Raw genomic sequence first — 13,287 nt, 5'->3', positions numbered from 1 at the left:
GGTCAGAATCTTAAGTGGAGTGAACGGGTAACGGACTTGATTAAAGGAGATGCAGTCACCTAACCAAAACAAAACCCTGACCGAAGCCAGGGTTGGAAGGGTAAGGTGTATCTCGATCTTTTGATGCTCATCAACCATAATCTCTGATTTGGCTGAATGAGTGTCAAAGCCCCGAGTTATAGTACGTACGATGTTTGGTTGGGTTGTCAGTCGTGCCCGCGCTCACTGTTCCGTCCGAATAGAAATAGTAAACATGGTCATTTGAACCAGCGATACCGACACCAATCAAACTCTTATTCTCTGGTTGGTTAGACTCATAATAATTTCGGTGAAGCACGGGATTGTCTGTAGTACCTGAGCTTACGGTTCCATCCGACCACCAATAGTAAACATGGTCGTTAGACCCTGCAATGGCAACCGCTATCAGATCTTTATCCTCATCCTCTGGAAGGTTACCTGGATAGTAGTCTCGATACCTAGTTGCGTTATTGGTCGTTCCCGAACTTACCGTGCCGTCGACATACCAGTAATAAACATGATCATTTGATCCAGCAATGCCGACTGCGATAACAGATTTTTGAGGCGGGTAGTTGGCACTATAGGTCTGTCGGTGATGCTCTGGATCGTCAGTGGTACCAGAACTCACCTGACCGCCAGTGTAGAAGTAGTAGGTGTGGTCATTAGACCCGGCAATACCAATACCAACCACGTTACCTGTATCAGCGACTGATAATTTTGGAAAGGCTGCGGTCGCAACGAGTGTGGCAGCAGCAAATAATATTTGTTTGTATTTCATGATCTCAATTCTCCATTTCTATGAGGCTTTAATTTGAGGCGTAATGATATTCATTGTGGTCATTACGCCTTTATTGTCATGGGTCATCGACCGACTTCAAGACTGAGAATGCATGACTTTTTACTGATTTTGCATGACTTTCCTGAGAACATAGAAATGCTCAGCATCTTAGCCAAAGCCTCCAGGATGGCAAAGGGGAGCGGCAGGGGTTGGGGGGGAGATTAGTAAGCCATACCCCATGATGACGCCTGCTAATGGCAAAAAAACGGGGACATAAACTCAAAGCCTGATGCTGCCGTTCTGCTGTGATCGCTGAAAGCCCTGAAAAATCCAGAGCCCCGTTGTGTCTAGTGCAACTAATCCACGGTATAGAGCCTTAGGTGATTCAGTAGAAAGTTTCCACCTAATCACCCAAATCAGCATGTTAGGCTGACAGCTGTCCAGCTAATTATCTTATCGGGGGTGTTAGACTGAAATATTTCTACCTAATCTACTAAATCAGGGGATTAGGCAGAAAGTTTCCTCCCAATAATGAGTTAGTCGTCACGGATGTTTTATCCGCGATTTCCAGCGGTTTTGTGGCTCGTTTTCGGCAATCCAACGCGCTGATGGCGTGGGTGTTGCGGCGGGGTAGAATTGCCGCATGAGTGAAAAGGCTTGCCCCGAGATCGCATCCAGAACCGTTGTCCAAAGCGAGCGGCCAGGATGTGTAGGGGAGGTGCCGCCTCAAGCGCCACTGAGCTAGGCGTTATGCTGCAAAGAGATAACCTTAATGCCATTCGACATTGATAAAATATTTGTTGATTGCTGCTCCAAAATTGAACAGTTTACCTAGGGGCATTCTGATGAAGCGTTTTATGCTTTTGCCATTGACACCTCAATGTTATGTTTCAATTCGATTGAGCAATTTACACAAACTCTTAAGGAGTATCAATCTCGTTGGACCCGTAAAACACGACCGCTCAAGTCCCTCGCCGAGATGACTGAAGAAGATTGGGTTCATGACAAATTTGCATTAACCCTTGCTGAAAAATATAGCGGCTTAGCCAGAAGCGATGAGAAAAAGATCTTAGAATTTATCAATAAACGCCGTATCCGTGAACGAGCTATTAGCTATCAAAAATATTGATATGAATGTCAGGTATACAACTTCAGTTGAAAATACAAACTGGAAGGACATGTCCAATATATTCAAAGCTGTCGGATGGGGTGAAAGGCTTTCGGCACAAGTTAGACTCTCATTCGAAAGAAGCTCCTTTAAACGCTTTGCTTAAATTAGTGATGAATTGGTTGGTGTAGGTAGAACAGTTGATGATGGATATTACTATGGATGGATAGTTGATTTGGCTGTGTTGCCGGAATATCAAAGGAATGGGATTGGCTCTAAAATCCTTAGTGAGCTTGAAAACGACCTCAAGCCTTTTCTTACTACAATGTTGACAGCCGTACCAGGGAAAAACAGCTTTTATGAAAAACTAGGTTGGCATAAACAGTGCTCAGCCTATATATAGCCTCGATCAGAAGAGCAAATACGCTCATTCACCATCAATGGCTAACAAGCACTTGCAACGGAACGGAAATATGCACTATTGATATAGTGAAACATTATTGTCGTTCGCTCAAGCCCAAGCCGTTACACTAGTAATTGAGGTTAAATTTTGATTTCACATATTACGCTTGGTACTGGAAATATCGAAAAGGCAGTTTTGTTTTATGAAACATTGCTAGGTTTGTTTGGTGGAAAACTAATCCATCAATCAGAAAAAGTTGTCTTTTTCAGCTTTCCGGATAGCGATACCAAATTAGCTATAAGCATACCGTTTGACGGTATGCCAGCTACTCATGGTAATGGAACTATGGTTGCGTTTAAATTGCTAAGTATAGAGAAGGTCAAAGAAGTTTATTCCAAGGCTGTCGAATTAGGCGCTTCATGTGAAGGTGTTCCAGGAGAAAGGAACGAGGGGGCATTCTTTGGTGCGTACTTTAGAGACTTTGACGGAAATAAAATCGCTGTATTCTACCGGTATGAGTAATTGCACAACGCCATCAATGGTAATTCCACATAACAACAAACTGTAAGGTGTGGTTCTTGCTGCAACTTCTAATACCTCTCTAATAAATTTTAGGGGCCACACCATGCTTATAAACTCCCTGAAGCAAGCGCTCTCAGCCTAAAATATTTGCGATGCGAACACAGGTAAAGGCCCTTACCTTGCCGCCTAACCCTGTGCAGGAGCGGACGGAACTATTTACATCCAGGTCTCGAAAAACTACTGGCCGTCGCTCAGCCATACGTTAGGCGCACATGCCAGACCATATAATCCGCCGGGCGATCGTCAACGATGCTTCCACATTAAGCGATCTCGATCACATTGCCCGTGGCAGTTCCAATCGAAGGGACTTTATCCGAAACACGGTGGAAAGTGATTGCGCTTGGGTGGTCGAAATTTCCGGTGAGATTATTGGCTACGGAGTCATCTCCCATGGGTTCTTTGGCCGCTCATTCATTGATCTCATCTACCTTGCAGAACCCCATCGCTCATCCGGGCACGGACCTAAATTGGTGGCGTTTCTCGAAAGACAATCGCAATCGAGCGATCTATTCACCTCGACCAACGAATCCAACTCGCACATTCAACATGTCCTTGAGAAACTGGGTTACGAACGGTCAGGAGTCATCCATAATCTTGATCCCGACGATCCGGAGATCGTGTATGTCAAACGTTCGGTGCGCGCCTAACCACTCGTTGGAGCTTCAACTCCTATAATCGGTTTAATGTGTGGATAAAACAATAGGCTAAACGAGACTAAAGACACTGAACTCTTGAGGTGATGGTGAATGGACGTTCTCACACATTTCGTCGAAAATTTTGAAGCGACTATCGGATTATTTGCCTATTCGCTGAAGGTTTGTTTTGAAGCTATTTCCATTGGTACCATCCTATTTGGGCTAATTACGAGTGGGCGACTTGCGTTCTTACTCTTACGACGTCCCAACACCTATCACTACACCCGAGTCCGTACCCGCTTTGGGCGAGCCCTGGCTCTGGCTTTAGAATTTCAATTAGCCGCCGATATTTTAGCGACAGCGGTATTCCCATCCTTTGAGTCCTTGGGCCAATTAGCAATCCTTGCAGTGATCCGAACGGGCCTCAACTTCTTCCTCACCCGAGAACTGGAAGAATTACACCGGTTGGAAGAAGCTGTGCTAGTGAGATCTTCAGCTGATAACTTAAGTACAAGTTCTGAGAAGTTAAGTACAAGTTAAGTGAGGACAGGGCATCAGGATAAAACACCTTTATTGGGTAAACCTCTTGCAGCATTTGTCTTACCTGCTAAGGGAACCACCGAGGCTTACCTTTATCGGTTGCATGAAGGCAAACCGCGCAGGAACCTACACGCCTAACCCCGTGCCTATCTGGAAGCGGTTGGAGACGGAGATGGCTTAGAGCACCCTGCACCTGGGCACCCTAACTCAAGATAGACATAGCACCTTGCAACACCCCCTGACGCTCATTGCTTCGGGGGTTATTTGTTGGGGTATTTTTTTGAAAAAAATCCCTCGGCTGGTAATAGCTGAGGGACATGAACAGTGAATTTAGAGTCTGGTGAGCACCCTTTTGTCCTGAGGAATATGTAGCATAGACCTCCGAGTGCCTTTAAAAGTTGCGAAGGAATACTCAATGCTATCTATTGAGGGGGTTAGCCGAAAGTCTCATTTAGTAAAAGGCTCCCGATAGCAAGCCATCCCAGGGAAGTTTTTAGTGTAGTTTCCCTACATACAACACATGAAACTTACCCCGGTTATCGCTTCGTTTGCATTGTTTTCTGCTGCTCCCTCGGCATTGGCTATACCTGTGTGCTACATGGATATGTATGGTGTACGCACGGACCTGAGTTATATGTGCAACGAGCGAGACGTCGCGGCCCAGGCGAGAGAGGAACAAGCGATTGCCGTGCTCAATCAGCAGAGGCTATCAAACTTATATACCTATGGCGTTAGGGCTGTCGGTAATAACATAGAAGGGACGCTAAGAAATTCTGGAACCTCGCCCATTAGCAACATTACGCTCACTATTCGTGCTCAGCAAGAAGGACGGTCTGAAGAGTTCAGGGAAGTAACTATCGATCAGGTTGGCGGGCGAACTGAGGCTGATTTTGTGGCTACCTTTAACCATTCACCCCAAAGTTGGTCGATTGAAAGCATTGAGATTCAGTAAATTAATCGCCTATTAAATGTCAAGTACTTTGGGCTCTTCCGAGCTTTTGGTGACTAAAATTGGCCTAAATCACCGTTCAGTTATCATCTGAACTCCTTGCATTTCCGTTAGAGATGCTGCCACATCCCTTTCAGGTCAAAGGCATAGTTGCTTGGCAGCGCAAATGGTCAAGGCAGTTATTGCCTTGGAAGTCCACCTTGCAGAGGTTGTTACCGAAACTGTTGTTATCTGATCAATGCCCTCTTGCTAGTTTAGTAGAGAGGTATTTTCATGCAGCCAAAATAAATCGTTTTGCCAGTAGGTCGAACCCTGCTCTGCCATACATTTGCCGCTTCAACATTTTCAGTCGATTGTTTAATCCTTCGACCGGTCCATTACTCACCTCCAACGTGAGACCAGCCTTGACGGCGGCATGATTATAGAAATACATTTGAACGCTATGCTGTTGGATTATGGGGAGTCGATAATGCTATAAACTGGCGTAGCGCTATGGCATATGATGCAGCAGCTATTTTTTATGAAGCTCTTGAAAAATCTTCTTGTGTGCCAACTATGGAAAATACTGCTTTTTGTCGCACCCAAGTTCAAGAGCAGCTAGCGACACAAGTCGCATTAGATTACGGAGCAACTGGTAGGTTGAGATTTGATTCAGGTAACCGAGTTGTTTCTGAATCCAAAGAAGAGCGTAGTAATGGTGATGGGATATTGGTGGAATTACGTGAAGGAAGCTTTGAGCGCATTGTTGAATAGCACTAGACTATCCAACAATTACATGTAATTCTATTCTTCATACAATTTTAAAGTTGTTACAGAAGATAGAAAACTACGATATAGCCTATTTAATAAGCTTTGAAACTTGAGTTGCTAGCTTCAAGGGGATGGCCTGGAACTTTGAGATAATATTGATTAATTTGAAGCAATTTCATCCAATATTATCCTCGAAAAAATTAGCGTTTTGTGAGAGCTGGTTGCTTAATATTTACCGCCTCCACATTAGCTTCTAGATTTTCAACAATCTGTTGTCCTAGGGGGGTTGCTTGCAAATAGGTCAATGCAGGCTGAATGTAGGAATAAACTTGAGTGCGATAAAACTTAGGAAAACCCAATTTCAAATCCTCAGGAGTCCGATAGCCCAGCTCTTGGTTCTTCCCTAATTCCTCGAACTCATAGAAAAGCGCCACTGTCTTTTGTAAATAACCCGGATCGCTAAGCTGACCAATCAGGTCCGCCGCACGGGTCAGACCAGGATAGTGCCCCGTAACCTGATAGACCGGCTCATCTGGTACCGGAAATCGAGTAAAGCCAATGTTGCGCTTAATTGCCTGGAGGTCTAAAACTTCATAGTGGCTGAAATTCTCTTGCACGAATAGCTTACCTCGTTCAATGTGGTAAGGAGCCAAACTAGCATCTGTTGACCCTGGAGGTAGGGTAACCCAGGTTGTTTCTGGCACTAAACCAGAGGTCTGAACCCGCGATCGAACATAACGGCGTTGTGCAATATCATCCTGCTGGCAGACACCGCTGACATAGCCAATATCATGGCAGAGCAACGACACCATAAAATTCAGCCAGTCCTCACAAGTGACATTACCCTCAAGCTGATGCTTGCCGTGCAAGATTTCCTGCCCTACTAGACAGACAAGGATCGTGTGTTCAACATTGTGGTACAATGCTGTGCTGGCACTAAGCCTATCCAATACCTGAGCAGCAAACGTGCTTAATAAATGACCATAGTCCAATTGAAACGCTTGTTCAGGCTTTGCAGATAGGTAGCCCAAAGGTTTCCCCAGCATCTGGATATACTTCTCGTGCAGCTGATTTACACAAGCTTGCTTCATTGAGGTGGAGGGGTATAGCACTTTTAATGTCCGTGGAACTTGATTGCAGGTTAAAGAGCTTGCGTTTAAGGAACTATGAGCTATGGGTAAATTATATGTTTCATTTAACCTACCCTTTTCAGTCTTAATGTCAATCTTACTTGGTTTGATGAATATATTTGCTCTTTGCATTAGCGTTTCTTTTGATAAACGATAATAATTTCGTCATCCTGACCGCCGAATAGGTCGATTACCTTTTCGATAGATAGCTAAGATGGTTTGGGGTTGGCCGTGCTGGCATTGACCCTTTTGAAAAGCAGTAATAGCCGGAGAAAAACAGAGAAATATCAAAGAACAGGTGCCATTGATGTTCTCCTTCCAGGGGCGGCTGCTTGACATTGTGACGGGGCACTGTGTCTTGCAGCGGGCATCTAATCCTGGCGCTGCACAGGCGTTTGCTTAAGTCTATAGTTTGGCTCGAATCATGGGCCAAGGCTACAGGGGAGTAACCCCGTGGCTAGTCCAGTATTTTTGTGCTATCTGACTATCCCCGTCATCCTTAGTATCTGGCGTTAAGCTCTGGAGTGTAACCAGAAAAGCTCACAATCTGGGGAAAAATTTGCTAAGTATAGGATAGCTGCTCAAACATTCGCTTCATCTAAACCTCATAAAACCTCAGCAAAGCCCTCCAAACCTCCACATTAGCTTTGTCAGAAAATAAACAGCGGGGTAACTTAGGACTGTGCATCCCCTGCCTCGACTACCTACCATGATTCGTCACTCCCATGCTCAGCAGCGATTTTGCCATGGATGCAGATGCAGCCTTGGAATTTGTTGATCGATTAGTCTATGCCAAGACAGAAAAACGACTTAATGACCTAGAACGTCAGGTTTTTCTGGGTTCGTGGCATGGAAAAACCTATGAGGAAATTTACCCGTTTAAGGCAGAATACATTGAGAAGTCTGTCGGCTATCGACTTTGGCATAAACTCTCCGATGTTTTAGGGGAAAAGATTACTAAAAAACGCCTGAAGGGATGTGTTGAACGGGCAATTAAACAACAGAAACAGATTGCCATTATTTATCGACAACAGACGCCGGATGCTCAGATCGCTGAGATTTTAAGCCGGGCGGTTCAACCAGTAGGCCATTCTTTTTTAGCTAATTTAGATACGGTATCCAGTACAGGCGGTAGCTGGGCTAGCCAGCTGGAGGCAAAGCTGATCTGCTGTAGCCACTTTATTTTGGTGTTGTCATCTCAAATGGCTATGAGTGAGATGGTTATTGAGATTTTGCAACGCATTTGGGACCATCATGTTAGTTACTACAGCCATAAGCCATGGTTGTTAGTGCTGCATGTATGTACAGAGTCACCATTTCCTTTAAATCATGACCTGCGTAATTATCTAGCGCAGGCTCGACAGTATAGCTGGGTGAAGCCCAACGATGAGCAACGACTGGTTCGAGATCTCGTACAAATTATTCAGGTTGGCAAACCGCCCATAGTGGGTACTGCTAAGGTTAGCTCTACAGAAAAAACAATTGAAAGTCCATCATTATGTTCTGCTGATGTAGAGCGGTCTGAATCCTCTCTGCCTGCCCCACGGCCTGTTGCAGATCCAGAGCTACCCAGGGGGCAAGTACGCCTGGCTTCTGCCTTTTACATTGAACGCAATCCTCAAGACGTGCTGTGTTATGAAGAAATTTTCAAACCAGGGGCTCTGATTCGCATTAAGGCCCCACGCCAGATGGGTAAGACATCTCTGATGGCTCGGATTTTGTCTAAAGCGCGCGAGCAGGGATATCAAACGATTCCCCTTAGCTTTCAGCATGCGGACCAGGAGATTTTCAATAGCCTTGATAAGGTGCTGCGCTGGCTATGTGTGCGTGTGGCTCGCAAACTAAATCTTCCGCCTCGGCTAGAGGATTTTTGGACGGACACCTATGGCAGTAAGGATAACTGTACGGCTTATTTTGAGGACTATCTGCTGCCTGAAATTACCACACCTCTGGTGTTGGGGATGGATGAGGTTGATCGGGTGTTTCATTATGCCAATATTGTAGATGACTTTTTTGGACTATTGCGGGCCTGGTATGAAGAAGCGGGTTATGGCATGGCAGGCAGCAGTCTTTGGGAAAAATTACGGTTAGTGGTGGTGCACTCGACGGAGGGCTATATTCCTCTGGATATTAACCAGTCGCCGTTTAACGTCGGTCTGCCCATTGAACTGCAGGATTTTAATCTAGACCAGGTGACCGATCTGGCCTGTCGTCACGGATTGAATTGGACAGCTGAGCAGCTTGAACAGCTGATGACGTTGATTGGTGGTCATCCATATCTTGTGAGATTTGCGTTTTATCACATTGCTCAAAAGCGCCTCACCTGGAAGCAGCTTCTAGAAAGTGCGCCAACAGAATCTGGCATTTATGGTGACCATCTGCGCCGCCATTTGTGGGTTTTACATCGTAATTCTGTTCTGGCTAATTCATTTAGCCAGGTGCTGGTTCGACATGAACCCGTTTGTCTGGAATCGGAATGTGCTTTCAAGCTTCACAGTCTTGGATTAGTAAAACTGGAAGGCAATGGCGTTGTTCCTCGCTTTGAATTGTATCGTCAGTACTTTAGTGGCCGTTTGAAGGTGATTGTCTAAAGGGGATTATCTAGAGGGAATGGTCTGAGCTGTGATCAAAGAGATGACAGGCTTGTGTGTAAATGAGGGGGTGATATAGGTATGAAATATAAGGTTGGAGGACATTTACCTCTGGATGCTCCAAGCTATATCGTGCGGGAAGCAGATGAGGCGCTTTATCAAGCATTGAAAGCGGGCGAGCTGTGTTATGTGTTTAACTCTCGCCAAATGGGGAAGACCAGTCTGCGGGTGCGTACACTTTATCGTTTGCAACAGGTTGGTGTTGCCTGTGTGGCCATTGATCTGAACAAGATTGGTAGTCGAGATATTACGGCTCAACAGTGGTATGCCGGTATTATGCGGCGTTTAGTGACCAGTTTTGACCTGCCTGTCAATCTGCGTCAGTGGTTAAAAGAGTATGACTATCTATCACCGGTAAAGATACTTAACGAGTTTATAGAACAGATATTACTAGATAATGTTACCCAGCCAATTGTTATCTTTATTGATGAGATTGACAGCATGCGGCGCTTGCCGTTTGAGACCGATGATTTTTTTGCCTGTATTCGTTCTTGTCTCGATTCGGGGCAGCTAACGTTTGCGCTGTTGGGGGTCACTACACCCTCTGATTTGATTACAGATAAGTATTGCACCCCCTTTAATGTGGGACGGGCTATTGATCTGCATGGGTTTACGTTTCAAGAAGCCCGCACCCTGGCCAAAGGATTGGTTAATGCTGAACGTCCAGAGGTGGTGCTGAAATGTATTTTGAACTGGACGGGGGGACAGCCGTTATTGACTCAGAAGCTATGTCAGGTCATTACGGCTGAGAATGAGCCAATTACGGCAGGGCAAGAACGGCGCTATGTGGAAGTTTTGGTGGAAGCTCGCATTTTGGATAACTGGGAAGTTCAGGATGAGCCACCCCACTTAAAGACAATTCGCGATCGCTTGCTAAATATTGAAAAACGAACGGGACCGTTATTACAGCTGTATGAGCGGATTCTCAAAGATCGGTATGTCTCTGCCGATGACAGTAGTGAACAGTTAGAGCTACAGCTGGCAGGACTGGTGGTAAAACGGGGTGAACAACTGCGTGTTTACAATCGGATTTATGCCACGGTCTTTAATAACCAATGGGTACAACGGGTTTTGTCTAACGTTTACGAGGAGTTTATGAAAACTGTCTCTAAACAAGAGCAAAAACTTTTGTCCATGCTCAATGTCATGGAGGGTAAGGGGTTTGACTATATCCTTAATGAGATTTTGAGTGATATTACCTTGAAAATGAGTGTGTTGTTGAGTGCCGACCGCACGACAATATTCTTCATTGATCCAGAGAAAAATGAGCTGTGGTCCATTGAAGCCAATAGCGGTGATATCAAATACCCTACGATTAAGATTTTGACCAATGAGGCGAGTGCAGGCCAGCTGACAGAATTTCAACAGTTTATTCAAGCTACTCAAGGGTCTGCTCGTGAAGCCGAGAACTATATTACGTATAATGATTTATTTTTTTCTTTGCCTCAATCTCAAGGGCATTTGATCGCGTTTGTTCATTTAGTGAATAAGCTCAAACTCTCCCATAATCCAACTGCCCCCTTAGAAGAACGCGTTGATTTGGTGGGCTTTAACCAAGAAGATCAGGTGCAATTAAGGGACTATGCTGAACCGATTCAGCGGATTTTAGAACAGTGTCATTACTGTTATCGTCTTACCCAGCGCATACAGACATCTGAGGCCCTGACGGAAGCGACAACATCTGTGTCCCAGAGTAGTCTCAATCCTGATGAAATTATTGGGCGGGTGATTGATGCAGCCAAGCGATTGATGAATGCTGATCGGGTGACTCTGTGGTTGGTTGACCCTGAAAGTCAAGAACTTTGGTCGAATATTCCCTTTGAAAATGGTGAGGTCAAAGAAATCCGCATTCCCATTGGTCAGGGCTATGCAGGAATGGTGGCGCAAACGGGAGAACCTTTAAATATTGGCTTTGACCTATATGACCATCCTCAGTCTGAGCGGGCTAAGTTGACGGATCGGCGGACGGGCTATCGTACCTGTAGTTTGCTGTGTATGCCGGTGTGCGATCGCAACGGCCAGCTCCTCGGCGTCACCCAACTGATCAATAAACGCCGCCAGGGTGATTTCCCTCCTTACGATCCCAGTACCTGGCCTGAGCCCCCTGCCTGTTTTCAGGCCAGTTTTGACATTACTAGCCAACAACATATGGAGGTCTTTAATACCCAGGTGGGTATTGCCCTGCAAAATGTTCAGTATTTTAACGAACTTGAACGTCAGTCGGCCTATCCCCGTAATGTTGTCAGCAGAACCCTGGAATTGTTAAATCAGGTCATGGACAAACAGGGTTTCGATGAGATTTTAGACACCACCCTGCGTTCTATTACCCTTAAATTGGGCCAGTCGTTGGGAGCCGATCGGACGACCATTTTTCTGTTTGACTCCGACCGTCAGGAATTTTGGTCCATTGTGGCAGAAACCGATAGCGAAGCCAATGATTTGGAAATTCGGGTGCCTCTCAACCAGGGCATTGTAGGAGAGGTTGCAGCCCACCATCGAATGATTAATATCCCCTACGACTTTTATGGCGACCCACGTTCAGCGTTTGCCCAAGAGCAAGAGCTAAAAATAGGCTATCGAACGTACACGTTGTTATCTTTACCCTTGATCAATCATCGGGGTGAGTTGATTGCCGTGGTGCAGCTCTTGAACAAATTATTGCCCTATTTGAACCCAGATTTACCCTTAGAAGAGCGCATTGATCGTCAGGGGTTTACGGCAGAGGACATTGAAACTGTTAATGCTAGCTCCGCTGCCATTCAGATTATATTGGAGAGCTTCTTTTCGTACCATAAGACATCGCGGGGGCAGCGGGTGGCGGCCACGTTGATGGGGGCGGTGCGTTCCTGCGATTTTAATACAGCTGAACCAGAGGAGATATTGGGACGAATTATTGATGCGGCTAAAGAACTAATGAGTGCAGATCGGGGCACCTTGTGGTTGTTGGATTGCGATCGCAATGAACTCTGGAGCCGCATCCAGTTTGATAATGGTCAGGTGGAAGAAATTCGACTCCAGATCGGTGAAGGATTTGCAGGAGAAGTGGCTAAAAGCCGTGACCCCTTAAACATTCCCTTTGACCTGTACGACCATCCGGCCTCTGAACGAGCAAGGAATACTGACGCTAGCAGCGGCTATCGTACCTGTAGTCTACTTTGTATGCCGATTCTTAATCAAGACGGTGAGTTGATTGGTGTGACCCAGCTGATTAATAAACAGAAAGCAGGGCACTATCCTGAGTTGCCGCTGGTGTACGACCAACCCGTGCCAGAATTGTATCGAACTAGTTTTGATGATAGCGATCAAAAGTGTCTCTATATCTTTAATAATCAGGTGGGAATGATCATTCAGAACGCAGAGCTATTGGCTGCCGTACGACAACAGGAGCAGATTCTGAGAGAGAATTTGTCCAAGCAGTGACGTCTCAGGGTCTTCGACAAAGCTCTATAAAACTGACTATTGGCTCTTGCAAGCGTCTTATATTACACAAGGCAGATATTGACGCGGAAGAAATAACTCAATATTTCAATATGTTTCGAAATAGTTCCAATATGTCTTAACGTAATGTTTTGAGATTCCTGGCAATTTCTTCCATAGGGCTAAAGACCCACCCTAACACTTAGGACTTTCGCCTCATGCTTTATTGCCTAAAGCTTGTTTAGATTTAGACTAATACTGTTGACCATAAGACTTATATACTGTCTGTTTTGCTGACTACAAGAATAATCTCACAATATATTCAT

11 protein-coding genes and 1 pseudogene are annotated in these 13,287 nt (G+C 45.3%); 9 read left to right on the top strand and 3 right to left on the bottom strand.

All coding sequences use genetic code 11. The annotated features are described in order from the left end of the window. Nucleotides 1-163: 163 nt before the first annotated feature. The gene (locus U2F10_RS05200; protein WP_499871133.1) at nucleotides 164-796 is read right to left on the bottom strand and encodes a hypothetical protein; all 633 of its coding nucleotides are present in this window, start codon (nucleotides 794-796) and stop codon (nucleotides 164-166) included. 880 nt (nucleotides 797-1,676) lie between these two features. On the opposite strand from U2F10_RS05200, the gene U2F10_RS05195 reads away from it, so the two are divergent. The 6 genes from U2F10_RS05195 (at nucleotide 1,677) to U2F10_RS05170 (ending at nucleotide 5,016) form a co-directional block, all read left to right on the top strand. Continuing rightward, nucleotides 1,677-1,925: a hypothetical protein gene (locus tag U2F10_RS05195; protein ID WP_250566030.1), complete on the top strand. Its 249-nt coding sequence runs from the start codon at nucleotides 1,677-1,679 to the stop codon at nucleotides 1,923-1,925. Nucleotides 1,926-2,082: 157 nt separating this feature from the next. Next, nucleotides 2,083-2,307, top strand: coding sequence for a GNAT family N-acetyltransferase (locus tag U2F10_RS05190; protein WP_499871132.1), 225 nt, complete (start codon nucleotides 2,083-2,085; stop codon nucleotides 2,305-2,307). Between the two features lie 147 nt (nucleotides 2,308-2,454). After that, a complete protein-coding gene (locus U2F10_RS05185) occupies nucleotides 2,455-2,829 on the top strand; it encodes a VOC family protein (RefSeq protein ID WP_163665346.1) in 375 nt (124 codons plus the stop codon). A 272-nt stretch (nucleotides 2,830-3,101) separates the two neighbouring features. After that, nucleotides 3,102-3,536 (top strand): GNAT family N-acetyltransferase, encoded by a 435-nt coding sequence (locus U2F10_RS05180; RefSeq protein WP_163703119.1) that lies wholly within the window; start codon nucleotides 3,102-3,104, stop codon nucleotides 3,534-3,536. A 99-nt stretch (nucleotides 3,537-3,635) separates the two neighbouring features. Continuing rightward, nucleotides 3,636-4,064, top strand: coding sequence for a DUF1622 domain-containing protein (locus tag U2F10_RS05175; RefSeq protein WP_499871130.1), 429 nt, complete (start codon nucleotides 3,636-3,638; stop codon nucleotides 4,062-4,064). Between the two features lie 520 nt (nucleotides 4,065-4,584). Then, nucleotides 4,585-5,016 (top strand): hypothetical protein, encoded by a 432-nt coding sequence (locus U2F10_RS05170; protein ID WP_163665340.1) that lies wholly within the window; start codon nucleotides 4,585-4,587, stop codon nucleotides 5,014-5,016. 268 nt (nucleotides 5,017-5,284) lie between these two features. On the opposite strand, the pseudogene U2F10_RS05165 reads toward U2F10_RS05170, so the two are convergent. After that, a pseudogene (locus U2F10_RS05165) lies at nucleotides 5,285-5,428 on the bottom strand (transposase); the annotation flags it as partial. 77 nt (nucleotides 5,429-5,505) lie between these two features. On the opposite strand from U2F10_RS05165, the gene U2F10_RS05160 reads away from it, so the two are divergent. Beyond that, complete coding sequence (locus U2F10_RS05160; protein ID WP_499060326.1) at nucleotides 5,506-5,766, top strand: hypothetical protein; 261 nt, start codon at nucleotides 5,506-5,508, stop codon at nucleotides 5,764-5,766. Between the two features lie 197 nt (nucleotides 5,767-5,963). Here the strand turns inward: U2F10_RS05160 and U2F10_RS05155 are convergent, their stop codons facing one another. Next, entirely contained in the window at nucleotides 5,964-6,854 is an 891-nt protein-coding gene (locus U2F10_RS05155; protein WP_163665336.1) for a metal-dependent phosphohydrolase, read from the bottom strand. Between the two features lie 764 nt (nucleotides 6,855-7,618). On the opposite strand from U2F10_RS05155, the gene U2F10_RS05150 reads away from it, so the two are divergent. Both U2F10_RS05150 and U2F10_RS05145 read left to right on the top strand, forming a co-directional pair. Continuing rightward, on the top strand, nucleotides 7,619-9,484 hold the full coding sequence (locus tag U2F10_RS05150) for an AAA-like domain-containing protein (RefSeq protein ID WP_499871128.1): 1,866 nt from the start codon (nucleotides 7,619-7,621) through the stop codon (nucleotides 9,482-9,484). A gap of 81 nt (nucleotides 9,485-9,565) precedes the next feature. Continuing rightward, on the top strand, nucleotides 9,566-12,964 hold the full coding sequence (locus U2F10_RS05145; RefSeq protein ID WP_499871126.1) for a GAF domain-containing protein: 3,399 nt from the start codon (nucleotides 9,566-9,568) through the stop codon (nucleotides 12,962-12,964). Nucleotides 12,965-13,287 lie beyond the last annotated feature (323 nt).

Origin of the sequence: Leptothoe sp. EHU-05/26/07-4 (assembly GCF_043421015.1) — a bacterium.
GTDB classification, from domain to species: Bacteria; Cyanobacteriota; Cyanobacteriia; order Phormidesmidales; family Phormidesmidaceae; genus Leptothoe; species Leptothoe turfae.
Note: the sequence above shows the minus strand (reverse complement) of the source record. Positions and strands in the feature narration are given on the sequence as shown.

Bases quoted from the DNA above. Each gene is read 5' to 3' on its own strand.
- U2F10_RS05195 (WP_250566030.1), top strand. From the start codon at position 1,677: ATGTTATGTTTCAATTCGATTGAGCAATTTACACAAACTCTTAAGGAG.
- U2F10_RS05160 (WP_499060326.1), top strand. From the start codon at position 5,506: ATGGCATATGATGCAGCAGCTATTTTTTATGAAGCTCTTGAAAAATCT.
- U2F10_RS05175 (WP_499871130.1), top strand. From the start codon at position 3,636: ATGGACGTTCTCACACATTTCGTCGAAAATTTTGAAGCGACTATCGGA.
- U2F10_RS05200 (WP_499871133.1), bottom strand. From the start codon at position 796: ATGAAATACAAACAAATATTATTTGCTGCTGCCACACTCGTTGCGACC.
- U2F10_RS05150 (WP_499871128.1), top strand. From the start codon at position 7,619: ATGCTCAGCAGCGATTTTGCCATGGATGCAGATGCAGCCTTGGAATTT.
- U2F10_RS05180 (WP_163703119.1), top strand. From the start codon at position 3,102: ATGCCAGACCATATAATCCGCCGGGCGATCGTCAACGATGCTTCCACA.
- U2F10_RS05170 (WP_163665340.1), top strand. From the start codon at position 4,585: ATGAAACTTACCCCGGTTATCGCTTCGTTTGCATTGTTTTCTGCTGCT.
- U2F10_RS05155 (WP_163665336.1), bottom strand. From the start codon at position 6,854: ATGAAGCAAGCTTGTGTAAATCAGCTGCACGAGAAGTATATCCAGATG.
- U2F10_RS05145 (WP_499871126.1), top strand. From the start codon at position 9,566: ATGAAATATAAGGTTGGAGGACATTTACCTCTGGATGCTCCAAGCTAT.